Raw genomic sequence first — 23,200 nt, 5'->3', positions numbered from 1 at the left:
TGTGTGCAGGGTCGGTTTGATCCGCAGCGTGAGCTGCTCGATGTCGAGTCCGTAGCCGGTCATCTGCTGCCGCCGGGCGGGGTGTTCGCGTTCCTGGCCGCGCACCGCCACGAGCTGTTCCCGGACGAGCTGTTCGCGGATCTGTTCGCGAGCGGCCGGGGGCGTCCATCGGTGCCGGTCGAGCACGTCGCCTCGGTGTTGGTGTTGCAGACCCTGCATGGGCTGTCGGACCGGGAAGCGATCGAGGCACTCACCTTCGATCTGCGGTGGAAGGCCGCGTGCGGACTCGCGATCACCGACACGGGTTTCCACCCGACCACGCTGACCTATTGGCGGCGCCGCCTGAGCGCCTCACAGCACCCGGAACGGATCTTCGACGCGGTCCGCGCGGTCGTGGATGCGACCGGCGCGCTGGCCGGTAAGCACCGGCGCGCGTTGGACTCCACGATCCTCGACGACGCGGTGGCCACCCAGGACACGGTCACCCAGATCATCGCCGCGATCCGCCGCGTCGCCCGGGAAGTCCCCGACGCCGCGCACGTGATCGCCACCCAGGCTCGCGGACACGACTACACCCAGCCCGGGAAGCCCCGCATCGCCTGGGACGACGAGCAAGCGCGGGCCGAGCTGGTCGACGCTCTGATCGGTGACGCCCACCGGGTCCTGGGACATCTGCCTGACCAGGAACTGGGCCCCGCTGCGGCAGAGGCGGTCGGGTTGCTGGCGCTGGTCGCGGGTCAAGACGTCGAACCCGCGCAGGGCTCAGACGGCACTGACGGGCGCTGGCGCATCGCCCGGCGCACCGCCGCGGACCGCGTCATCTCCACCGTCGACCCCGACGCCCGCCATGCCCACAAGACCCGCAACCGGCGCCAGGACGGCTACAAAGCCCACCTCGTGGTCGAACCCGACACCGGGATCATCACCGCCACCGCCCTGACCCCCGCGTCCGGCCCAGACAACTCCGACGCCACCGTCGGGATCGACCTCCTCCACCGCGACCTCGACCAGTCCCCAACAACACCCGAGACCACGCCCGACGCGGTGGAGGTGCTGGCTGACTCTGCCTACGGCACGGGGGACATGCTCGCCGCGCTGGCCAATGCCGGGCACCGCGCGGTGATCAAACCCTGGCCGCTGCGCCCCCCGGTTCCCGGCGGGTTCACCATCGACGACTTCACCATCGATGAGACCACCGGCCTGGTGACCTGCCCCAATGGGATGACCGCTCACATCACCCGAACCCGCAACGTCACCTTCGGCCGCCGCTGCCGCGGCTGCCCCCTCGCCTCGCGCTGCACCACCTCGGCCACCGGACGAACGTTGCGGCTGCACCCGCACGACGCACTGCACCGCGCGCACCGCGCCCACGCCGCTGCTGCCGATTTCGGTGAGATATACCGGCGGCACCGACCCATGGTCGAACGCAGCATCGCCTGGCTCACCCGCGGCAACCGCCGCCTGCGCTTCCGCGGCACCCGAGCCAACGACCTCTGGCTGTCCCACCGCGCGGCCGCGCTCAACCTGCGCCGACTCCTCGCCCTGGGCCTGCACCGCACCACCACCGGATGGGCGATCACCTAAACCCGCCTTGACGGTCACCACCCACACCACCACGCTGCCCACCGGGCGGAGTGACCTCTTGTCGCACCCACGGGTGCTGACCCTCGCAGCCTGACTGCCGAGGCGCCCTGCCCACCGAACCCGCCTTCTTCAGCAGTCTCCTAGAGCGTGTCCTGTAAGGCTTCTGAGCTGCGGCCGGTGATCATGCTCCTGTGGTGGGACGCGGTGAGCTGACTGAGAAGGCCTGGGCTCGGATCGAGCCACTGCTACCACCGGTGGAGAGCGGGGGCCGGCGCTGGCGTGATCACCGCCAGGTGATCAACGCGATCTTGTGGAAGCTGCGCACCGGGGCGCCGTGGCGGGACCTGCCCGAGCGGTACGGGCCGTGGAAGACCGCGCACGAACGGCTGCGGATCTGGACCGCGGACGGCACCTGGGAAACCATCCTCGACCAGGTCGTGGTCAAAGACGACTCGGTCGGCAACGTGGAGTGGACCTTCAGCATCGACTCGAGCAGCGTCCGGGCCCACCAGCACTCAGCTGGAGCCCGGAAAAAGGGGGCTGCGCCACCGGATGGGTCGAAGCCCTCGCCGTCGAAGGGGAGGCCCTCGGACGCTCCCGCGGCGGACTGACCAGCAAGATCCACCTCGCCGTCGACGGGCGCGGGCTGCCGATGTCGGTGATCCTCACCGCGGGCCAGGCCGGGGACAACCCCCAACTGCTACCCCTGCTCGACCAGATCGCCGTGGACCGGATCGGACCTGGCCGGGCACGGACTCGTCCCGAGCGAGTGCTGGCCGACAAGGCCTACTCCCACCCCTCGACCCGCGCGGCGCTGCGGGCACGGCGGATCGCGTTCACCAGCCCGGAGCGGATCGATCAGATCCAGCGACGCCGCGCGAAGGGATCCCGCGGGGGACGTCCACCCGCCTTCGATCCCGACCTCTACCGCGGCCGCAACGTCGTCGAGCGCTGCTTCAACCGGCTCAAGCAGTTCCGGGCCCTGGCTACCCGCTACGCCAAGCGGGTCGCCTACTACCGCTCCGAGATCATCATCGCCGCCATCGTGTTGTGGCTGCGTGCCGACTTACAGGACACGCCCTAGGAGACTGCTGAAGAAGGCGGGTTCGGTGGGCAGGGCGCCTCGGCAGTCAGGCTGCGAGGGTCAGCACCCGTGGGTGCGACAAGAGGTCACTCCGCCCGGTGGGCAGCGTGGTGGTGTGGGTGGTGACCGTCAAGGCGGGTTTAGGTGATCGCCCATCCGGTGGTGGTGCGGTGCAGGCCCAGGGCGAGGAGTCGGCGCAGGTTGAGCGCGGCCGCGCGGTGGGACAGCCAGAGGTCGTTGGCTCGGGTGCCGCGGAAGCGCAGGCGGCGGTTGCCGCGGGTGAGCCAGGCGATGCTGCGTTCGACCATGGGTCGGTGCCGCCGGTATATCTCACCGAAATCGGCAGCAGCGGCGTGGGCGCGGTGCGCGCGGTGCAGTGCGTCGTGCGGGTGCAGCCGCAACGTTCGTCCGGTGGCCGAGGTGGTGCAGCGCGAGGCGAGGGGGCAGCCGCGGCAGCGGCGGCCGAAGGTGACGTTGCGGGTTCGGGTGATGTGAGCGGTCATCCCATTGGGGCAGGTCACCAGGCCGGTGGTCTCATCGATGGTGAAGTCGTCGATGGTGAACCCGCCGGGAACCGGGGGGCGCAGCGGCCAGGGTTTGATCACCGCGCGGTGCCCGGCATTGGCCAGCGCGGCGAGCATGTCCCCCGTGCCGTAGGCAGAGTCAGCCAGCACCTCCACCGCGTCGGGCGTGGTCTCGGGTGTTGTTGGGGACTGGTCGAGGTCGCGGTGGAGGAGGTCGATCCCGACGGTGGCGTCGGAGTTGTCTGGGCCGGACGCGGGGGTCAGGGCGGTGGCGGTGATGATCCCGGTGTCGGGTTCGACCACGAGGTGGGCTTTGTAGCCGTCCTGGCGCCGGTTGCGGGTCTTGTGGGCATGGCGGGCGTCGGGGTCGACGGTGGAGATGACGCGGTCCGCGGCGGTGCGCCGGGCGATGCGCCAGCGCCCGTCAGTGCCGTCTGAGCCCTGCGCGGGTTCGACGTCTTGACCCGCGACCAGCGCCAGCAACCCGACCGCCTCTGCCGCAGCGGGGCCCAGTTCCTGGTCAGGCAGATGTCCCAGGACCCGGTGGGCGTCACCGATCAGAGCGTCGACCAGCTCGGCCCGCGCTTGCTCGTCGTCCCAGGCGATGCGGGGCTTCCCGGGCTGGGTGTAGTCGTGTCCGCGAGCCTGGGTGGCGATCACGTGCGCGGCGTCGGGGACTTCCCGGGCGACGCGGCGGATCGCGGCGATGATCTGGGTGACCGTGTCCTGGGTGGCCACCGCGTCGTCGAGGATCGTGGAGTCCAACGCGCGCCGGTGCTTACCGGCCAGCGCGCCGGTCGCATCCACGACCGCGCGGACCGCGTCGAAGATCCGTTCCGGGTGCTGTGAGGCGCTCAGGCGGCGCCGCCAATAGGTCAGCGTGGTCGGGTGGAAACCCGTGTCGGTGATCGCGAGTCCGCACGCGGCCTTCCACCGCAGATCGAAGGTGAGTGCCTCGATCGCTTCCCGGTCCGACAGCCCATGCAGGGTCTGCAACACCAACACCGAGGCGACGTGCTCGACCGGCACCGATGGACGCCCCCGGCCGCTCGCGAACAGATCCGCGAACAGCTCGTCCGGGAACAGCTCGTGGCGGTGCGCGGCCAGGAACGCGAACACCCCGCCCGGCGGCAGCAGATGACCGGCTACGGACTCGACATCGAGCAGCTCACGCTGCGGATCAAACCGACCCTGCACACACCAGATCGTCCCAGCCCGCCGAGATCAACAACCGAACCGACATCCGCGATTTTCAGCAGTCTCCTAGCCGGCCTTGCGCTCGGCGTCCGGGTCGTAGGCGATGGCCGGGGGCTCCTCGCCGCGCAGGTCCGCGACGAGCTTCGTGACGTCGGCCATGATCGCCGCCGTGACCGCGTCCATCGCGGTGCGGGTGCGCGGGCCGCCCCGCCACTGCTCGAGGTCGACGGGCGGGCCGGCAGCGACGAGCACGCGCTTGCGCGGGAACGGGTGCGGGCGACCGTCGGGCGGGAGCAGGTCCTGGCTGCCCCAGTTCGCCACCGGGATGACGGGCACGCCGGTCATCAACGCGATGCGGCCGATCCCGTTCTTCGACTTCATCGGCCAGAAGTCGGGATCGCCCGTGTAGGTGCCCTCCGGGTAGAACGCGACGACCTCGCCGCGCTCCAGCGCCGCCACCGCGTCCTTGAACGCGTTGGCCGCGCGGGTCGTCTCCCGGTAGACGGGCACGTGCTTGCCCCCGCCGAGGACGCTGCGCACGATCGGGGTCTGCCACAGCTCGGCCTTGGCGAGGAAGCGCGGCATGCGGCCGTGGGAGATCACGAACGCGACGTCGTAGATCGGGTCGGTGCCCGAGACGTGGTTGCAGGCGAGCAGCACGCCGCCGGTCTTCGGGATGTGCTCCCCGCCGCGGAAGCCCACCTTCGCACCGAAGATCGCGAACGGCCACAGCAGGAAGATCGCGAGCCCGTACCAGAAACCGGAGTCCGACCAGCGGCGACGGAAGGTGAGCACCACCTTCTGCCAGAAGGTCAGCAGCGGCACCGGAACAGGTGTCTCGGTCATCTCGTCCCTCCCCTGGGTGGCCGTCCGGGCCGGCGCCCGGCGCACCACCGGCTCGCGGATCGTCGCGCGAACCGGCACCGATCGTCGTCGGTAGCCCTACCGATCGCCCACCCCGTGTGACGTCCGTCGCACCCGCGAACCGGACGACGGGCGCCGTCGAACGCCCTCGTGACTGCTCCCCGTCTCCCGAGAGGTGGTCGTGCCCGATCCCGCCCTGCCCCGGCTGGAACCCGTCGGTTCCGCTGCCGGTGGGCCCGCCGTGGTACTCGTGCTGCACGGGGGCCGGTCGACGAGCCTGGAGAGCGGGCAACGCCGCCGGCTCACCTACTGGCGCATGCTGCCCTTCGCCCACGACCTGGCCGCGGCCGGGCTGCCGGTGTTCCTGCTGCGCTACCGCGTCCGCGGCTGGAACGCGCCGGTCCGTGACGCGCTGCGGGACGCGCAGTGGGCGCTGGCCGAGCTGGACCGGCGGTTCCCGGGCGTGCCGGTGGTGCTGGTCGGCCACTCCATGGGCGGGCGGGCGGCGCTCGCGGCCGCGGGGGCGCCGAACGCGACGGCGGTGTGCGCGCTGGCGCCGTGGCTCGACGGCTCCGACCCGGTGCGGCAGCTGGCCGGGCGCACGGTGCTCATCGCGCACGGGGACCGCGAGCGGTGGACCGATCCCGCCCAGTCCTACGCGTACGCGGTGCGGGCGAAGGCCGTGACCGGACGGATCGCGCGGTTCACCGTGCCCGGCGCCGGCCACTTCATGATCACGCGAGCGCGGGACTGGGCCGCGCTCGTGCGCCGGTTCGTCCTCGGCGCCGCCGGGATCGAACCGATGGACCCCCGGATCACGAACGCCTTCACGCAACCGTCCCCCGCGGGGCTGGCGATCCCGCTGGCCTCGACCGACCGATCGGGAGCTGCACGATGAGGGACACCGTCGCCGTCGTGGGTTCCGGCGTGGCCGGACTGACCGCCGCCCACCTGCTGCAGCGCCGCTACGACGTCACGCTGTTCGAGGCCGACCACCGGCTCGGCGGGCACGCGCACACGCACGAGCTGCCCGGTCCCGGCGGGACGGTCCGGGTCGACTCCGGGTTCATCGTGCACAACGAACGCACCTACCCGAACCTGCTGCGGCTGTTCGGCGAGCTCGGGGTGGCCACCCAGGCGGCCGAGATGTCGATGAGCGTGCGCTGCCGCGGCTGCGGTCTGGAGTACGCCGGCGGCCGCCGGCTGGGCGGGCTCTTCGCGACGCCCTCCACCGCGCGCCGACCCGCGTACCTGCGGATGCTCGTCGAGGTGGGCCGGTTCCACCGGCACGCCCGGCGCGTGCTGGCCGACGAGCGGGCCGCAGACGTCACCCTGGGCGCGTTCGTCGCGATCGGCGGGCACAGCCGCTTCTTCGTCGAGCACTTCCTGCTGCCGGTCGTCGCCTGCGTGTGGTCCGCGGACGAGCTCACCTCGCTGCGCTACCCCGCCCGCTACCTGTTCACGTTCCTCGACCACCACGGGATGCTCGCGGTCGGCGGCTCCCCGCAGTGGCGGACCGTGGTCGGCGGCTCCCGGAGCTACGTGGAGCGCGCGGTGAAGGGGCTCACCGCCGTGCACGTGGCCACGCCGGTGCGGGCGCTCCGCCGGCTCGGCCGCGGGGTCGAGGTCCGCGACGACGCCGACACCGCGCGCGCGTTCGACCGCGTCGTGATCGCCACGCACCCGGCGCAGGCGCTCGCGCTGTGGACCGCGCCGACCCCGGCCGAGGTGGCAGCGCTAGGCCCGATCACGTACGCACCCAACGTCACCCAGCTCCACCGCGACACGTCGCTCCTGCCTCGCGCGCCCCGGGCCCGGGCGTCGTGGAACTACCTCAAGCTCGACTGCGCGAGCAACGGGTCGCCCGTGCTGGTCAGCTACGACATGAACCGGCTGCACCGGCTGGACACCGCGGAACCGCACGTCGTCACGCTCAACGGTGCGGCGCACGTCGAGCCGTCGAGCGTGCTGGCGACCATGCAGTACGCGCATCCGCGGTACACGCCGGAGTCGGTGGCCGCGCAGCGCCTGCTGCCCGCGCTGAACGACGGCACCGTTGCGTACGCCGGCGCGTACCACGGCTGGGGCTTCCACGAGGACGGCTGCGCGGCGGGTGTGCGCGCAGCGGCCTCGCTGGGGGTGTCGTGGTGACACCCGCGCTCTACGACTGCACGATCCGGCACGTGCGCCGGCAGGGCATGCACCGCGCGTTCCGCCACGGCGCCTACCTCTGGCTCGTCGACCTCGACGACCTGCCCCGGCTGCCGCCCGTGCTGCGCCCGTTCGCCGGGTTCGCCGCGCGCGACCACCTCGGCGACCCGACCCGCACGATCCGGCAGAACCTCGACGCCTGGCTCGCCACCCGCGGCATCGACCTCGCCGGGGGCCGGGTGCTGATGCTCGCCCACGCGCGCGTGCTCGGCCACGTGTTCAACCCGATCACCGTCTACTGGTGCCACCGGCCCGGCGGCGAGCTCGCGTGCGTCGTCGCGGAGGTGCACAACACCTACGGCGAGCGGCACAGCTACCTGCTCACCCCGGACGCCGGCGGCCGGGCGCGCACGGCGAAGGAGTTCTACGTCTCGCCGTTCCTCACCGTGGAGGGCGAGTACCGGATGCTGCTGCGCGAGCCCGACGAGCGACTCGCGCTCTCGGTGTCGCTGTGCCAGGGCGGACGCGCGGTGTTCAGCGCGACCGTCACCGGGGTCCGTCGGCCCGCCGGACCGCGGGACCTCGTCCGCATGCTGGTCCGCCGCCCGTTCATGCCGCATCGGACATCCGCGCTCATCCGCCGGCACGGCGTCGCACTCTGGCTGCGCCGGCTGCCCGTCGTCCCCCGTCGGCAGGAGGAGATCCGATGACCACGGAACCCGCCACCAGGCCGGACGCGCACCGGTGGCCCGACCTCGCGACTCCCCCGCGCTCGCCGGTGCGGGCGCGGATCGCCGAAGCCCTCTTCCGGCACGCCGTCCGCCCGCTGCCGGTGCGCGTCGTGTTTCCGGACGGGCGCTGCCTCGGCGCCGGTGGCCGCGGTGCCCCGGTGATGCGCATCGAACGCCCGGCGGCGTTCTTCCACCGCCTCGGCGCCGGCTCCAAGATCGGGTTCGGCGAGGCGTACATGGCCGGCGACTGGACCACCGACGACCTCCCCGAGCTGCTCACGCCCTTCGCCGCGCAGCTGAGCTCGCTCGTGCCGCCGCTTCTGCAGCGGATCGGCCGGCGGCTCGCCGAACCGCGCCGGCCGGCGACGGAGGAGATGACGCTCGACGGGGCGCGCGCCAACATCCGCCGCCACTACGACCTGTCCAACGAGCTCTTCGCCACCTTCCTCGACGAGACGATGACCTACTCGGCGGCGTGGTTCGAGGCACCCGACGAGCCGCTGGCCGACGCGCAGCGCCGCAAGATCGACGGGGTGCTGGACCTGGCCAGGGTCACCGCCGGTCAGCACGTGCTGGAGATCGGCACCGGCTGGGGCGCGCTCGCGATCCGGGCCGCGCAGCGCGGCGCCCGCGTCACCACGCTGACGCTCTCGGTCGAGCAGGCGCGGCTGGCCCGGCAGCGGATCGCCGAGGCCGGGGTCGCCGAGCGGGTGCAGGTGCTGCTCCGCGACTACCGCGAGGCCCACGGCAGCTACGACGCGGTCGTCAGCGTGGAGATGGTCGAGGCGGTCGGCGACCGGTACTGGCCGACGTACTTCGCCACCCTCGACCGGGTGCTGCGGCCGGGCGGCCGGGTCGGCCTGCAGTCGATCACGATGCCGGACGACCGCATGCGCGCCACCCGCCGCGACCACACCTGGATCCACAAGTACGTGTTCCCCGGCGGGCTGATCCCGTCCGTGGAGGCGATCGAGGAGAACCTCGCCGAGCACACCACCCTGCGCGCCGTCGAGCGGCGCAGCCTCGGCCCGGACTACGCGCGCACCCTCGCCCACTGGCGACGCGCCTTCCTCGACCGCTGGGCCGACGTGGCCGCACTCGGCTTCGACGAGACGTTCCGCCGGATGTGGGAGTTCTACCTCGGCTACTGCGAGGCCGGCTTCCGGGTCGGCTACCTCGACGTCCACCAGTTCTCGTTCGCCCGCCGCTGAGGAGATCGATGGCACCCCCTGCTGCACCCCGTCTCGTCGGTCTCGTCGAGCGCCTGATCAGGGCTCCGCTGCCCGTCCGCGTCCGGGCGTGGGACGGGTCGGAGGCCGGCGCGCTCGACGGACCCGTCGTCGTGATCAAGCACCGGCGGGCGCTGCGCCGGCTGCTGTGGAACCCCGGCGAGCTGGGCCTCGCCCGCGCCTTCGTCGCCGGGGAGATCGCGGCCGGTGGATCCGACGCAGGCGACATCGCCGAGGGCCTCTCCCGCTTCTGGAAGCTCGCGAAGGCGCAGGACCTGACGGGCCTGCGGTTCGGCGCCGCCGACGTCGTCGACGCCGTGCGGACGGCTGCTGCGCTGCGGGTGCTCGGCCCACGGCCGCGGCCGCCGGCGTCCGAGGCGCGGCTGTCGGGCCGGGTGCACACGCGACGGCGCGACCGGGCCGCCATCGCGCACCACTACGACCTGTCCAACGACTTCTACGCGTTCCTCCTCGACCCGCGCATGGCGTACTCGTGCGGGTACTGGACGCAGGAGGAGTCCGCCGGGTACGGCCTGGCCGAGGCCCAGCGCGACAAGCTGGACCTGATCTGCCGCAAGCTCGACCTCGGCCCGGGCATGCGCCTGCTCGACGTCGGTTGCGGGTGGGCCGGGCTGCTGATCCACGCCGCCGAGCACTACGGCGTGACCGGCGTCGGGGTGACGCTGTCGGCGCAGCAGCGCGAGCTCGGGCTGGCCAGGGTGCGCGCGGCGGGGTTGGCCGACCGGATCGAGATCCGGCTGCAGGACTACCGGGCGATTTCGGACCAGCCGTTCGACGCCGTCAGCTCGATCGAGATGGGCGAGCACGTCGGCGAGGCGAACTATCCCGAGTACGCGGCGCAGCTGCACCGGCTGCTCGCGCCGCAGGGGCGGCTGCTGCTGCAGCAGATGTCGCGCGGAGCCGCGGGCACCAACAGCGCGCCGGGCGGCGGCGCGTTCATGGAGCGCTACGTGGCCCCGGACATGCACATGCGCCCCCTGGGGTCGACGCTCAACCACCTGGAGGCGGCCGGCCTGGAGGTCGTGGACGTGCAGTCGCTGCGCGAGCACTACGTCTGGACGGTGCGGCCGTGGCTCGCCACGCTGCAGGAACGCCGGGCGGAAGCCGTCGCCCTCATCGGGGAGGAGCGGTGGCGGGTGTGGCTGCTCTACCTCGCCGGCGCGTCGCTCGCGTTCGCGGAGAACCGCATGGGGGTGCACCAGGTGCTCGCCGTGCGCCCCGACGCGGACGGTCGCACCGGGCTCCCGCGGGCCCGGTCCGAGGTGCTCGGGCTCGATCCGGCGCGCGCTGCCACGACGGCTGCGCCAAGGTGAGCGCATGAGCTACCCGTGGGGTGCCCTGGGCACCAACCTGTGGGTCACCGCGGTCGTCACGGTCGTCGTCTTCGCCGTCGCGCTGGGTGTTGCCGTCGGGCTCCGCAAGGGCCGCCACGACGGCATCGACGTCGTGTGGGGGCTCGCCTTCGCCATCATCGCGGTGACGACGTTCGTGCTCTCCGCCGGCCACGGCGACGACCTGCTGCGCTGGCTGATCACGGTGCTGACCTGTGTGTGGGGCGTGCGCCTCGCCGTGCACATCTTCCTGCGCAACCGCGGCGGCGCGGAGGACCCGCGCTACGTGAAGATCATCGAGGGGGCGCGGGGCAACCCGACGCTGCACATGATCCGGAAGGTCTACGTGCCGCAGGCGGTGATCGCGTGGATCGTGTCGCTGCCCGTCCAGCTGGGCCAGTACGGGATCGCCGACGGGCCGATCGCCGTGGTCGTCACGGTGCTCGGGGTGCTGTTGTGGCTCGTCGGGTTCGTCTTCGAGACCGTCGGCGACGCGCAGCTGGCGCGCTTCCGGGCCGATCCCGCCAACCGCGGCACGGTCATGGACCGCGGGCTGTGGCGCTACACCCGCCACCCCAACTACTTCGGCGATGCGGCCGTCTGGTGGGGTCTGACCGTGCTCGCCCTGCACCACGTCGCCGGGCTGATCGGGCTGATCAGCGCGGCGCTGATGACGTGGCTGCTGGTGAAGGGCACCGGGGCCGCGCTGCTGGAGCGCAGCATCGGCCGGCGCCGCCCCGGCTACGCCGACTACGTGCGGCGGACCAGCGGGTTCCTCCCGCTGCCGCCGAAGAAGGGAACGGGATGAAGCCCGGCGACCAGATCAGCGACTTCGCCCTGCAGGACGAGACCGGCACCGAGCGGAAGCTCTCCGAGCTCACCGCGACGGGCCCGGTCGTGCTCTTCTTCTACCCGATGGCCTCCAGCGGCGGCTGCACGCGGGAGGCGTGCCACTTCCGCGACCTGGCCGCCGAGTTCGCCGCGCTCGGCGCGCGGCCCGTCGGCATCTCGTCCGACTCGGTGGCGAAGCAGAGCGCGTTCGCCGGCGCGCACTCGCTCGGCTACCCGCTGCTCTCCGACACCGGCAACGCGGTGGCCAAGGAGCTCGGCGCGTACCGCTCGTGGCTGCCCGCGGGCCTGCACACCCGGCGCATGACCTTCGTGATCGACAGCGACCGCCGGCTCGTCGCGTCGTTCGGCAGCGAGACGCAGTTCGACGAGCACGCCGACCGCGCGCTGGCGATCCTGCGCGCGCACCAGGAGTCCGTGTAGGCCGACGGCACGGGCCTGACGGCGATGTGGTCGACTCTTGCCGTGCGGATCTTCGGTCGCGTCCTGCCCCTGCTGCTCGCCGCGGTGGCGGCCGGCACGCTGTCGGCGTGCTCGACCCCGCCCGGGCCGGCTCCTGCAACACCCGCCCCCACCCTCCCGGCGGACGCCGTCGCCTACGACGACCTGCTGTCCACCGACCGGGAGTTCCCGTTCAGCAACTCGTGCGACCAGATCACCCCGAAGGCGGTCAGCGCGATCGGCGGCACCACCGCCCACGACCTGCGCGGCATGGGCGGGACGGCCGGATGCTCGGTGGAGGTGGGCTCGCCGCAGCTGGACGCGGTGTGGGCGGAGGGCAAGCCGCCGCCCAACCCGTCGGAGCCGCGCTTCTTCCCGCTGATGTGGAACCTGCGCAGCGGCCTGGAGCCCTACTTCCGCCGGCTGATCCTCGACGGCCGCTACTACGCCGTGGAGCGCATCGACTTCCTCGGCGGCAACCCCGGCTGCTACCTCACCGTCGACACCGGCTCGCCGTCGGCCGTGCAGTTCCGCGGCGTCGTCCCGGACCAGTACGGCGCGACCTACGGCGAACTCAACCCCACGCAGCGCGGCTACACCGTCGACCGGGCGGGCATCGACAAGTTCATGGCGGAGAACTGCCCGGTCGTGGAGAAGGCGGCGATCGCCATGCTCGCCGACTTCGACCCGCGCGGCGGCTCGCTCGCCGTCGGCTGAATCAACCGGTAGGACTCACAGCCGGATCAGGTCGGCGACCTCCTCCGGCAGCCCCGGCGACGTCATGACGTGCCCCATCCCGGGCACGACGTGCAGCACCGCACCCGGGATCGCGGTGGCCAGCGCTTCGCCGTGGGCGAGCGGGTAGAGCGGGTCCTGGTCACCGTGCACGATCGACGTCGGCGCGGTGATCGCCGACAGCGGAGCCCGCAGTTCCGGGTCCGGCAGCCACACGGCCTGGTGGTGGTGCGCCGCAGCCGCCGGGTCGACGGCCCGCGACTGCGCCAGCTCCAGCATCGCCCGCGCCGCCGGCTCGTCGAAGGGCCGGACGGGCCCGTTGAAGACCCGGAACAGGGCCACGTCGGACTCGATGCCCGGCGGCAGCTCCGCAGCCTGGTGAGCGAGGAACGCCGGTGACGGCGGCGGCAGGTCGTCCGGGTCGGCCGGCTCGCCGGCGAGCGCCCGCGCCCACACCGGGCGCGGATCGTGCCCCATCGGCGAGCTGGACATGACGGTCAACGACCGGACCCTGGTCGGCGCGTGCACGGCCAGCCACTGGGCGAGCATGCCGCCCAGCGAGGCACCCGCCACGTGCGCGGACGCCAGCCCGTGCCCGTCCAGCACGGCGAGGCAGTCGCGCGCCATGTCGCTGATCGTGTACGGGTGCGCGTCGAAGTCGACGACGCTGGAGCGGCCGGTGTCGCGATGGTCGAACCGGAGCACCTGGACCCCGCGCTCGACGAGGCGAGCCACGAACTCGTCCGGCCAGCTGATCCCCTGCGCGGCCGACCCCGCGATCAGCAGGACGGCGGGCAGCGCCGGATCGCCGGTCCGCTCCGTCCAGAGCCGCAGCGGCCCGGACGCCACGAACCGCACGTCGACCACGGGTCAGGCCACGTCGCGGCGGGCCACCCGGAAACCGGCGAGCGCGAGCAGCCCCGCCCACAGCAGCAGCGCCACGATCACCGGGCCGGGCCCGGGGATCGCCGAGAGGGTGGCGAGCGTGGCCGTCGGCGTGAGCGGGTCCAGCCACACGAACACCTTGGGCGCCAACCCGCTGATCGTCAGCATGACGGGGACGGTAACGAAGTAGATCGCGAGCGCGCCGGCCGCGTTCGGCACCAGCATGGCGACGGTGAGCGCCACGATCAGCGTCAGCAGCGAGCCCAGCACGCACACCCCGACGACCCAGCCGATGCGGTAGGAGAGCAGGTAGCCGGCGCCGACGCCGGTGACCGCGCCGGGCGCCACGATCAGCGTCGTCGCGGTCTGCAGCACGGCGGTGACCAGCCACACGAGCAGCACGACCGACCCCTGCGCGAGGAAGTAGCGGGCGCGCGAGGGCTGGGCGAGCAGCGTCGGCTGGGCGCTGCGGTGCTGCCACTCCCCCGCCACCAGCTTGATCAGCGCGGCGTGGAAGAGCAGCGCGCCGACCCGGACCCCGTAGAAGGAGGGCGTGATCTGGTCCTTCGCTGCGGCGTAGTCCGAGGCGTACTTCACCGCGTTGTGGATCAGCAGCGTGACCCCGACCAGCACGATCGGCGCCAGCGCCAGCAGGATCCGGTCGGACATCGTGCCGGTGAGCTTGCGCAGCTCCACCAGCACGAGCGTGCCGAAGCCGGTGCGCTTCAACGCCTGCGGGTTCACCGGCGGCGCGGGCGGGGGCCCGGGCGGCGGTCCCTGCGGAGGTCCGGCGAACCCGCCGAACGGCGGCGGCCCCGGCGGCAGCGTCGGCGCGCTCATCGGCCGGCCCCCGACAGCCGGAAGAACAGTTCCTCGAGGTTCTGCTGGTGCTCGGCGATGCCGTGCACCCGCACCCCGGCGGCGAAGACGGCGTCGGACACCGCCGCCGTCGGCGCGTCGGCCATGATCTGCCCGTTCGGGCCCGGCTGGATGCGGATGCCGGCCCGCATCAGGGCGTCGGCGATGGCGTTCATGTCGGGCCCGTGGACGAGGGAACGGTGGGAGGCGAGCAGCTGCCGGATCGGGCCGTCGGCGACGATCCGCCCGTTGCCGATCATCACGATGCGGTCGGCCGTCTGGTCGACCTCGGACAGCACGTGGCTGGACAGCAGCACGGTGCCGCCGCGGGCGGCGTGCCCGCGCAGCAGCTCACGGGTGGCGCGGATGCCGACGGGGTCCAGCCCGTTGATCGGCTCGTCGAGCACGAGCAGCGGTGGGTCGGCGAGGAGCGCGTGCGCGAGGCCGAGCCGCTGGCGCATGCCGAGGCTGTACTTGCCGACCTTCTTGCCGGCGGCGTCGGCCAGGCCCACCTGCCCGAGCAGCTCGTCGGCGCGGCGGGCCGGCACGCCCATGAGGAGAGCGGCGTTGCGCAGGTGCGCGCCGCCGGTGCGCCCGGGGTGCACGGCCGACGCGTCGAGCAGCACCCCGGCGACGTGGGCGGGGTTGGGCCACTCGCGGTAGGCGCGACCGGCGACCCAGCTGGCGCCTGTGCTGGGCGGGGTGAGGCCGGTGACCATGCGGAGCGTGGTCGACTTGCCGGCGCCGTTGGGGCCGAGGAACGCCGTGACAGTGCCGGGCTGCAGGTCGAACGACACGTTGTCGACGACCGTGCGCCCCCCGTAGACCTTCGTCAGCCCCCGCACGCTCAGCACCTGATCACGATAGTCAGGCGCCGCGCGGGACCCGGGGACGGGTCAGGCGGCCTCGGCCAGCACCGCGGCCACGGCGTCGGGGTACTCGTCGACGAGTGCGCGGATCAGGTCCTCGCGGTCCTCGGCGACCGCCTCGTTCACGCGGGTCGTGTAGAGCTCGTCGAGGGCTCGCAGTCGTGCGGTGATGTCGTTGTCCACACCTGTACGAACGCGTCGATCATGCGCGACATTACCAACCTTGGCGCAGGTCACATCGATTCAGTAACACAGCGCAACGAGAGGCTGCACCCCGACGCGTCGAGAACGACGTTGTGGTGATCAACAGGGGTTTTTGATCACCACAACGTCGTTCTCGACGGAAACGCCGGCGGACACCGTCACCGGGTGTGACCGGGTCAGGGCAGGGTGAGGATCTCCGACCCCTCCGCTGTGACGAGCACGGTGTGCTCGAACTGGGCGGTGCGGGCGCGGTCCTTGGTGACGACGGTCCAGCCGTCCTTCCAGATGTCGTACTCGATGGTGCCGAGCGTGATCATCGGCTCGATCGTGAACGTCATGCCCGGCTCCAGCACCGTGTGCACGCTGGGCTCGTCGTAGTGCAGCACCACCAGCCCGCTGTGGAAGCTGCGGCCGATGCCGTGCCCGGTGAAGTCGCGCACCACGCCGTAGCCGAAGCGACGGGCGTACGACTCGATCACGCGGCCCACGACGTTGAGCTCCCGGCCCGGCCGCACCGCCTTGATCGCGCGGGCGGTGGCCTCCTGGGTGCGCTCGACGAGCAGCCGCGACTCCTCGTCGACGGCGCCGGCGAGGAACGTGGCGTTGGTGTCGCCGTGGACGCCGTCGAGGTAGGCGGTGACGTCGATGTTGACGATGTCGCCGTCCTCGATCACGGTGGAGTCGGGGATGCCGTGGCAGATCACCTCGTTGAGGCTCGTGCAGCACGATTTCGGGAAGCCCTTGTACCCGAGCGTGGACGGGTACGCGTGGTGGTCGAGCAGGAACTCGTGCACCACGCGGTCGATCTCGTCGGTGGTGACGCCGGGCTGCACGGCGGCCCCGCCCGCGGCGAGCGCCTGGGCTGCGACGCGGCCGGCGACCCGCATCTTCTCGATGATCTCCGGGGTCTGCACCCACGGGTCGGTGCTCTTCGACGGGCCCGGCTTCCCCACGTACTCCGGGCGCGGGATGTCGGCGGGCACCGGGCGCAGCGGGCCGACGACGCCAGGGGTGAGCAACGTGCGGGAAGGCATGCCGGCCAGTGTAAGCCGCGCGCTAGGCCGCACTGACGAAGTCCTGATCGCGGCCTTCGCGCCCAGATCGTCCCTGGCGGCGTTGCCGGCCCGCTCGAGTACGCCAGGTACGAGTCACGGACCGGCGCCTTGCCAGGAACGATCTGGATCACGAAGTCCATCGATCAGGACTCCGTCAGCACGGCCTAGGAGACTGCTGAAAATCGCGGATGTCGGTTCGGTTGTTGATCTCGGCGGGCTGGGACGATCTGGTGTGTGCAGGGTCGGTTTGATCCGCAGCGTGAGCTGCTCGATGTCGAGTCCGTAGCCGGTCATCTGCTGCCGCCGGGCGGGGTGTTCGCGTTCCTGGCCGCGCACCGCCACGAGCTGTTCCCGGACGAGCTGTTCGCGGATCTGTTCGCGAGCGGCCGGGGGCGTCCATCGGTGCCGGTCGAGCACGTCGCCTCGGTGTTGGTGTTGCAGACCCTGCATGGGCTGTCGGACCGGGAAGCGATCGAGGCACTCACCTTCGATCTGCGGTGGAAGGCCGCGTGCGGACTCGCGATCACCGACACGGGTTTCCACCCGACCACGCTGACCTATTGGCGGCGCCGCCTGAGCGCCTCACAGCACCCGGAACGGATCTTCGACGCGGTCCGCGCGGTCGTGGATGCGACCGGCGCGCTGGCCGGTAAGCACCGGCGCGCGTTGGACTCCACGATCCTCGACGACGCGGTGGCCACCCAGGACACGGTCACCCAGATCATCGCCGCGATCCGCCGCGTCGCCCGGGAAGTCCCCGACGCCGCGCACGTGATCGCCACCCAGGCTCGCGGACACGACTACACCCAGCCCGGGAAGCCCCGCATCGCCTGGGACGACGAGCAAGCGCGGGCCGAGCTGGTCGACGCTCTGATCGGTGACGCCCACCGGGTCCTGGGACATCTGCCTGACCAGGAACTGGGCCCCGCTGCGGCAGAGGCGGTCGGGTTGCTGGCGCTGGTCGCGGGTCAAGACGTCGAACCCGCGCAGGGCTCAGACGGCACTGACGGGCGCTGGCGCATCGCCCGGCGCACCGCCGCGGACCGCGTCATCTCCACCGTCGACCCCGACGCCCGCCATGCCCACAAGACCCGCAACCGGCGCCAGGACGGCTACAAAGCCCACCTCGTGGTCGAACCCGACACCGGGATCATCACCGCCACCGCCCTGACCCCCGCGTCCGGCCCAGACAACTCCGACGCCACCGTCGGGATCGACCTCCTCCACCGCGACCTCGACCAGTCCCCAACAACACCCGAGACCACGCCCGACGCGGTGGAGGTGCTGGCTGACTCTGCCTACGGCACGGGGGACATGCTCGCCGCGCTGGCCAATGCCGGGCACCGCGCGGTGATCAAACCCTGGCCGCTGCGCCCCCCGGTTCCCGGCGGGTTCACCATCGACGACTTCACCATCGATGAGACCACCGGCCTGGTGACCTGCCCCAATGGGATGACCGCTCACATCACCCGAACCCGCAACGTCACCTTCGGCCGCCGCTGCCGCGGCTGCCCCCTCGCCTCGCGCTGCACCACCTCGGCCACCGGACGAACGTTGCGGCTGCACCCGCACGACGCACTGCACCGCGCGCACCGCGCCCACGCCGCTGCTGCCGATTTCGGTGAGATATACCGGCGGCACCGACCCATGGTCGAACGCAGCATCGCCTGGCTCACCCGCGGCAACCGCCGCCTGCGCTTCCGCGGCACCCGAGCCAACGACCTCTGGCTGTCCCACCGCGCGGCCGCGCTCAACCTGCGCCGACTCCTCGCCCTGGGCCTGCACCGCACCACCACCGGATGGGCGATCACCTAAACCCGCCTTGACGGTCACCACCCACACCACCACGCTGCCCACCGGGCGGAGTGACCTCTTGTCGCACCCACGGGTGCTGACCCTCGCAGCCTGACTGCCGAGGCGCCCTGCCCACCGAACCCGCCTTCTTCAGCAGTCTCCTAGAGCGACTTGACCGTCCGCAGCACCGGTGACGTCTCGACGTCGTGCACGGCGCGGACGGCGGCGAGCGGCCCGGTCAGGTAGCGGTGCAGGTCCTCGGGGTCGGTGGCCAGCACCTGCGCGACGAGGGCGTGCGTGCCGGTGATCGCGGCGACGTAGGCCAGCGCGTCGTGCCCGGCCAGCTCGCGCGCGACCGCGTCGAGGTCGCGCGGCGCGACGGCCAGCCACAGCAGGGCACGGGTGCCGACGCCGAGGACCGTGTCGTCGAGGTCGACGTCGAGGAACAGCTCGCCCGCGGCGCGGAGCTCGACGAGGCGGCGGGCGACGGTGGCGGGCGACCAGCCGGTCAGCGCGGCGAGGTCGGCCAGCGAGGTGCGCCCGTCGCGGCCGAGGACGACCCGCAGCCGCCGCTCCTCCTCGCCGCCGGCCCGCGATGACGCAGTGGAGGCGCGGGCGGGGCGCAGCGCGTCCTCCTGCTCCGGGGTCAGCGCGCGGAAGCGTCCTGGCCAGGTCGTCGGCCCGCCGCGATAGGTGTGCAGCACCAGGTGCGCGGCCACGGTGCCGACGCTCGCCGCCTTGGGGAGGTCCTGCAGCAGCGGTGGCGGGCTCCCGGTGCGGCCGTGGGACGCGATCGCGACGATCTCGGTGCCGCCGGCGAGCAGCCGCACCCACGACGTGTCCGGCCGGCGCGCGATCGCCTCCGCGACGACCTGCGCCCCCGCCGGGGTCGTGGTGAGCCGCACCAGCCACTGCTCGCGCCGCGGCGCACCGGGCGGCGGCAGGGCCGCGACGCGCAGCCCGGCGTCCCGGCGCAGCCGCTGGTATCGCCGCGTGACCGTCTGCGTGGAGACGCCGAGCACCTCCCCGATCCGGCGGAACGACGCGCGCCCGTCGACGTGGAGGGCGTGCACGATGCCGCGGTCCAGATCGTCGAGCACGGAACATTCCCTCCTCCATCGGCCACCGATGGAACAGATCTACAGGATGACCCGCATTCAGTGGAACGCGCACTCATCTGGCCGGACCGTCCCGTCCATGACCGACACAACCGTGCTCCCCCACCGCGGGCGGTGGGCCGGGCTCGTCGCGCTACTGCTCGCCGAGTCCATGAACGTGCTCGACACGACCGTCGTCCAGGTGGCCGCACCGACCGTCCGCGCCGAGCTCGGCGCCTCCGACGCGACGCTGCCATGGCTCACCGCGGCGTACACGCTGCCGTTCGCGGTGCTGCTCGTCTCCGGCGGCCGCCTCGGCGACGCCTGGGGCCGACGCCGCCTGTTCGTCGGCGGGGTCGTCGGGTTCGCGCTCGCGTCGGCGGCCTGCGCGTGCGCGCCGTCCGTCGCACTGCTCCTGGCGGCCCGGGCCGTGCAGGGAGTGGCGGCCGCGGCGATCGTGCCGCAGACGTTCGGGCTGATCCGCGCGATGTTCGACGGGCGGGAGCTGCCGCGCGCGCTGGGCTGGATCGGCCCGGTGATGGGGCTGACCGCGGTGTTCGGGCCGCCGCTGGGCGGCCTGCTGACCGCCGCCGACGTCGCCGGCCTGTCGTGGCGCGCGGTGTTCCTCGTGAACCTCCCGCTGGCCGCCGTGGTGCTGGCGCTGACCCGCCGGCTGCGGGAGGACCGCGCCGGCACCCGCCCCGGGTTCGACCTGCCCGGGACGCTGGTCGCGGTGCTCGCGCTGGGCCTGCTGACCTACCCGTTGATCGACGGCACGGCCACGACCCGGCCGATGCTCCTGGTCGGCGCGGCCGCACTCGGCGGGCTGGTGCTCGTGCAGCGCGCGGCGGCCCGGGCCGGCCGGCCGACGCTCGTGGAGGTCGCGCTCTTCCGCCGCCTCGCGTTCCCGTGCGCGCTCCTCACCTCCACGACGTTCTTCGCCGCGGTGAACGGGACGGTCTTCGTGGTCGTCCTGCACCTCCAGCTGCACGCCGGGGCCGACGCGGGCACCGCCGGCCTGGCGCTGCTGCCGTGGTCCGTGGGCTCCGCGGTCGCGTCCCTGGTGTCGGGTCGCGTCCTGGTGGCCCGCTTCGGCCCGCGGACGATGCTCGCCGGGCTGGCCGTGCTCGTTGCGGGGCTGGCGACCGCCTCAGGGCTGTCGGTGGTTGCGCTCGCACTCGGCGGGATCGGGATGGGCCTGTTCACGGTGCCGTTCTTCACCGCGGCACTCGGGCAGGTCGCGCCGCAGGAGACCGGCTCGGCAGCGGGACTGCTCAACGCCGTCCAGCAGTTCGGCACGACGTTCGGCGTGGCCCTGCTCGGCGGGCTCTACCTCGCCGACGGCTCACTCGGCCGCGCGCTGGTCGCCGCGCTGGTGCTCACGGCCGCAGCGGCCGGCACAGCGCTGGTGCTGGTGCGCAGCCGCAGGTCGTGATCAGCGGGACGAGCCGACGACGCGACGGGCCACCAGGAGCGACAGCCCGCGCCATCCGACGAGGAGCACTGCGAGTGACACGGTGGCGACCAGCACGAACGAGATCGGCAGGCGCCCCAGCAGGATCGCCCGCAGCACGAACCCGACCAGCGCGGTGCCCGCCAGCACGGCCGCGCCGGAGCCGAGGCTCGCCGGATCTGACCGCACGTACGGGGTGGCCCAGGCGAGCGCCAGGCCCGCCAGGAACGGCCCTGCGGTGGTGAGCAACCCGGCGACGTCGAAGGCCTCGGCGTGGTTGGTGCGGCCGACGGCGGCGAACACCAGCACGGCGACGACGTCGGCAGCGACGGCGAGCAGGGGGATCCGGCGGTCCACGAAGGGCCAGGGTAGCCGCTGCCGCCGCGTGCTGTCCCGCCGTCACCCACCGATGGCCGCCAGGAACCGGCCGGCCGCGTCCACTGCCGGGGCGGAGCTGCCGCCGTCGACGACGAGGACGGCGAGCGCGACGTCGCCGCGGAACCCGGCGAACCAGCCGTGGGCGCCGCGGCGCCCGTCGAGGTCGAACTCGGCGGTGCCGGTCTTGCCGTACACCTCGCCCAGCGCGTTCAGCCTGGTCGCGGTGCCTTCGGTGACGACGGCGCGCATCATCGTGCGCACCTGCGCGAGCACGGCCGGGTCGGGCTGGGTGGCGGGCGTGGTGACAGCGGTGGGCCGGCCGCGGATCAGCTGCGGCACGACGGGCGCCGCGTGCGCGACGGTGGCGGCGACCAGCGCCATCCCGAACGGGCTGGCCAGCACCCGGCCCTGCCCGAACCCGTTCTCCGCGCGGAGGACGGGGTCGTCGGCGACCGGTACCGAGCCGGTGACGGTGAGGATGCCGGGCACCGCGTAGTCGGCGCCGAGGCCGAGCGTGCGCGCGGCTGTGGGCAGTGCGTCCGCCGCCAGCGTCGACCCGAGCTGGGCGAACGTGGTGTTGCAGGAGCGCGCGAAGGCCTGGCGCAGCGGCACGGTGCCGAGGGCGAACCGGTCCTCGTTGGGCACGGCCCGCCCGCCGATCACGGTCTGGCCGGGGCACGCGACCGGCGAGTCGACGGTGAGCCCCTCCGTGCCGACGGCCGCCACCGCCGTCGCGATCTTGAACGTGGAGCCGGGCGGGTACCGGCCGGTCAGCGCGAGCGCGCCGCCGGTGTCGGCCGGCCCGTTCTGCGCCACGGCGAGCACGTCGCCCGTCGACGGCGAGATCGCGACCAGCATCGCCTGCTGCGGCAGCGGCTCGACGGCGTCCTCGGCGGCGGCCTGGATCGCCCGGTCCAGACCCGTCGACACGGCGGTGCCGGCCTTGGGAGCTTCGTCGACGAGGGGACGCACCGTCTGCCCGCTCTGGTCGACCACCCGCACACCCCAGCCGGGCACGCCGTCGATCTGCGCGGCCATCTCGGTGCGGACGCCGGGCAGCACCTGCTGCCCGAACGCCGGTGCGGGGCCGAGCAGCCGGTCGGAGCTGGTGAACCGCACCCCCGGCAGGTCGTGGATGGCGTTCTTCACCCGCTCGTAGTCGGGGCGGCGCAGCACCGCGACGGTGTAGCCCTGCCCGTCGGGGGTGCGCGCGGCACCGTCGGTGATCGACTGCTGGGTGATCCGGTCGTCGATCGGTCGCAGCGCGGCCGCCAGCGCGCCGGTGACGGTCGGGAGGTCGCCGGCGGCCAGGCGGTCGAGCAGCACGGTGACCACCGGCGTGGCCGAGAGCAGCGGGACACCGGCGCGGTCCAGCACCGGCCCGGGTTCAGCGGGTGTGGTGGAGACGGCGAGTCGCTGCCCGGCACCGAGGTCGGGATGCACGACCGACGGCGCCCAGTGCACCAGCCAGCCGTGCTCGGCCTTGTCGGCGCGGACCAGCTCCACCGAGCCGAGGTAGTGCCACGTCCGGCCCGGTCCCAGCGCCCAGGTCACGTCCATCGAGGCGGTGGCCTTGTCGGTGGCCTCCCGCACCTGGCCGACAGTCACCGTCAACCCGCTGGGGGCCAGCGCCTCCCGGGTGGCGCGCAGCTGCGCGGCTGCCGTGATGGCGTTGTCGGTGAGTCTCCCCGCCGCCTCGTCGTCGGCCTTCGCCCAGGCCTCGGCGAAGGCCTTGGCCACGGGCTCGGGACCGCCACCGAACAGGCCGCACCCGGCGACCCCGGCGAGCACGACCAGCGCGGCGAGCAGGGCGAGGAACGTCCGTACGCGCACGGCCCGAGTATGCCGCCCGGCGGGTCGCGCCTC

General features: G+C 73.0%; 22 protein-coding genes. 12 read left to right on the top strand and 10 right to left on the bottom strand.

Annotated elements, in window-relative coordinates; translation table 11 throughout:
• The first annotated feature begins 3 nt into the window (after window positions 1-3).
• Window positions 4-1,584, top strand: a complete 1,581-nt coding sequence (locus tag ACQEVB_RS19765; protein WP_432964610.1) for an IS1182 family transposase — start codon at window positions 4-6, stop codon at window positions 1,582-1,584.
• Between the two features lie 194 nt (window positions 1,585-1,778).
• A protein-coding gene (locus ACQEVB_RS19760; protein WP_432973438.1) for an IS5 family transposase occupies window positions 1,779-2,668 on the top strand; the annotation gives its coding sequence in 2 pieces (ribosomal slippage) (window positions 1,779-2,151 and window positions 2,151-2,668; 891 coding nt in all).
• Window positions 2,669-2,808: 140 nt separating this feature from the next.
• On the opposite strand, the gene ACQEVB_RS19755 is transcribed toward ACQEVB_RS19760, so the two are convergent.
• Both ACQEVB_RS19755 and ACQEVB_RS19750 read right to left on the bottom strand, forming a co-directional pair.
• The gene (locus tag ACQEVB_RS19755; RefSeq protein WP_432964610.1) at window positions 2,809-4,389 is read right to left on the bottom strand and encodes an IS1182 family transposase; all 1,581 of its coding nucleotides are present in this window, start codon (window positions 4,387-4,389) and stop codon (window positions 2,809-2,811) included.
• 66 nt (window positions 4,390-4,455) lie between these two features.
• A complete protein-coding gene (locus tag ACQEVB_RS19750) occupies window positions 4,456-5,235 on the bottom strand; it encodes a lysophospholipid acyltransferase family protein (protein ID WP_432973435.1) in 780 nt (259 codons plus the stop codon).
• Between the two features lie 199 nt (window positions 5,236-5,434).
• Between ACQEVB_RS19750 and ACQEVB_RS19745 the strand changes: the two genes are divergently transcribed.
• Genes ACQEVB_RS19745 through ACQEVB_RS19710 form a run of 8 tightly spaced genes read left to right on the top strand, consistent with a single transcriptional unit; the run spans window position 5,435 to window position 12,723 of the window.
• Window positions 5,435-6,151 (top strand): alpha/beta hydrolase, encoded by a 717-nt coding sequence (locus ACQEVB_RS19745; protein ID WP_432973432.1) that lies wholly within the window; start codon window positions 5,435-5,437, stop codon window positions 6,149-6,151.
• Window positions 6,148-7,404, top strand: a complete 1,257-nt coding sequence (locus tag ACQEVB_RS19740; RefSeq protein WP_432973429.1) for an NAD(P)/FAD-dependent oxidoreductase — start codon at window positions 6,148-6,150, stop codon at window positions 7,402-7,404. The genes ACQEVB_RS19745 and ACQEVB_RS19740 overlap by 4 nt, the downstream gene beginning before the upstream one ends.
• Entirely contained in the window at window positions 7,398-8,114 is a 717-nt protein-coding gene (locus ACQEVB_RS19735) for a DUF1365 domain-containing protein (RefSeq protein ID WP_432973426.1), read from the top strand. The genes ACQEVB_RS19740 and ACQEVB_RS19735 overlap by 7 nt, the downstream gene beginning before the upstream one ends.
• The gene (locus ACQEVB_RS19730; RefSeq protein ID WP_432973423.1) at window positions 8,111-9,346 is read left to right on the top strand and encodes a class I SAM-dependent methyltransferase; all 1,236 of its coding nucleotides are present in this window, start codon (window positions 8,111-8,113) and stop codon (window positions 9,344-9,346) included. The genes ACQEVB_RS19735 and ACQEVB_RS19730 overlap by 4 nt, the downstream gene beginning before the upstream one ends.
• Window positions 9,347-9,354: 8 nt before the next feature.
• Window positions 9,355-10,698, top strand: a complete 1,344-nt coding sequence (locus ACQEVB_RS19725) for a class I SAM-dependent methyltransferase (RefSeq protein WP_432973420.1) — start codon at window positions 9,355-9,357, stop codon at window positions 10,696-10,698.
• Window positions 10,699-10,702: 4 nt separating this feature from the next.
• Window positions 10,703-11,524, top strand: coding sequence for a DUF1295 domain-containing protein (locus ACQEVB_RS19720; protein WP_432973417.1), 822 nt, complete (start codon window positions 10,703-10,705; stop codon window positions 11,522-11,524).
• Window positions 11,521-11,988 (top strand): peroxiredoxin, encoded by a 468-nt coding sequence (locus ACQEVB_RS19715; RefSeq protein WP_432973414.1) that lies wholly within the window; start codon window positions 11,521-11,523, stop codon window positions 11,986-11,988. Before ACQEVB_RS19720 ends, ACQEVB_RS19715 begins: the two co-directional genes overlap by 4 nt.
• 42 nt (window positions 11,989-12,030) lie before the next feature.
• Window positions 12,031-12,723, top strand: coding sequence for a hypothetical protein (locus ACQEVB_RS19710; protein ID WP_432973411.1), 693 nt, complete (start codon window positions 12,031-12,033; stop codon window positions 12,721-12,723).
• A gap of 15 nt (window positions 12,724-12,738) precedes the next feature.
• Here the strand turns inward: ACQEVB_RS19710 and ACQEVB_RS19705 are convergent, their stop codons facing one another.
• The 5 genes from ACQEVB_RS19705 to map form a co-directional block, all read right to left on the bottom strand.
• Window positions 12,739-13,608 (bottom strand): alpha/beta fold hydrolase, encoded by an 870-nt coding sequence (locus ACQEVB_RS19705; protein ID WP_432973408.1) that lies wholly within the window; start codon window positions 13,606-13,608, stop codon window positions 12,739-12,741.
• Window positions 13,609-13,611: 3 nt separating this feature from the next.
• Complete coding sequence (locus ACQEVB_RS19700; protein WP_432973405.1) at window positions 13,612-14,466, bottom strand: hypothetical protein; 855 nt, start codon at window positions 14,464-14,466, stop codon at window positions 13,612-13,614.
• Complete coding sequence (locus ACQEVB_RS19695) at window positions 14,463-15,338, bottom strand: ABC transporter ATP-binding protein (RefSeq protein ID WP_432973402.1); 876 nt, start codon at window positions 15,336-15,338, stop codon at window positions 14,463-14,465. Before ACQEVB_RS19695 ends, ACQEVB_RS19700 begins: the two co-directional genes overlap by 4 nt.
• A gap of 42 nt (window positions 15,339-15,380) precedes the next feature.
• On the bottom strand, window positions 15,381-15,536 hold the full coding sequence (locus ACQEVB_RS19690; protein WP_432973399.1) for a hypothetical protein: 156 nt from the start codon (window positions 15,534-15,536) through the stop codon (window positions 15,381-15,383).
• Window positions 15,537-15,733: 197 nt separating this feature from the next.
• Window positions 15,734-16,591, bottom strand: a complete 858-nt coding sequence (map, locus tag ACQEVB_RS19685) for a type I methionyl aminopeptidase (RefSeq protein WP_432973396.1) — start codon at window positions 16,589-16,591, stop codon at window positions 15,734-15,736.
• A gap of 255 nt (window positions 16,592-16,846) precedes the next feature.
• Here map and ACQEVB_RS19680 point away from each other — a divergent pair, with 255 nt between their 5' ends.
• Window positions 16,847-18,427, top strand: a complete 1,581-nt coding sequence (locus ACQEVB_RS19680) for an IS1182 family transposase (protein WP_432964610.1) — start codon at window positions 16,847-16,849, stop codon at window positions 18,425-18,427.
• Window positions 18,428-18,567: 140 nt separating this feature from the next.
• Here the strand turns inward: ACQEVB_RS19680 and ACQEVB_RS19675 are convergent, their stop codons facing one another.
• Entirely contained in the window at window positions 18,568-19,506 is a 939-nt protein-coding gene (locus tag ACQEVB_RS19675; RefSeq protein ID WP_432973393.1) for an Lrp/AsnC family transcriptional regulator, read from the bottom strand.
• A gap of 97 nt (window positions 19,507-19,603) precedes the next feature.
• On the opposite strand from ACQEVB_RS19675, the gene ACQEVB_RS19670 reads away from it, so the two are divergent.
• Window positions 19,604-20,938 carry an MFS transporter gene (locus ACQEVB_RS19670; RefSeq protein ID WP_432973390.1) on the top strand — a complete coding sequence of 445 codons (1,335 nt, stop codon included), beginning with the start codon at window positions 19,604-19,606 and terminating at the stop codon, window positions 20,936-20,938.
• Here ACQEVB_RS19670 and ACQEVB_RS19665 read toward each other — a convergent pair whose 3' ends face one another.
• Both ACQEVB_RS19665 and ACQEVB_RS19660 read right to left on the bottom strand, forming a co-directional pair.
• Window positions 20,939-21,313 carry a DUF3054 domain-containing protein gene (locus tag ACQEVB_RS19665; protein ID WP_432973387.1) on the bottom strand — a complete coding sequence of 125 codons (375 nt, stop codon included), beginning with the start codon at window positions 21,311-21,313 and terminating at the stop codon, window positions 20,939-20,941. It abuts the gene before it with no gap.
• 42 nt (window positions 21,314-21,355) lie between these two features.
• Window positions 21,356-23,167, bottom strand: a complete 1,812-nt coding sequence (locus ACQEVB_RS19660) for a penicillin-binding transpeptidase domain-containing protein (RefSeq protein WP_432973384.1) — start codon at window positions 23,165-23,167, stop codon at window positions 21,356-21,358.
• Window positions 23,168-23,200: the final 33 nt, after the last annotated feature.

This window comes from Pseudonocardia sp. CA-107938 (assembly GCF_050936315.1).
GTDB lineage: Bacteria > Actinomycetota > Actinomycetes > Mycobacteriales > Pseudonocardiaceae > Pseudonocardia.
Note: the sequence above shows the minus strand (reverse complement) of the source record. Positions and strands in the feature narration are given on the sequence as shown.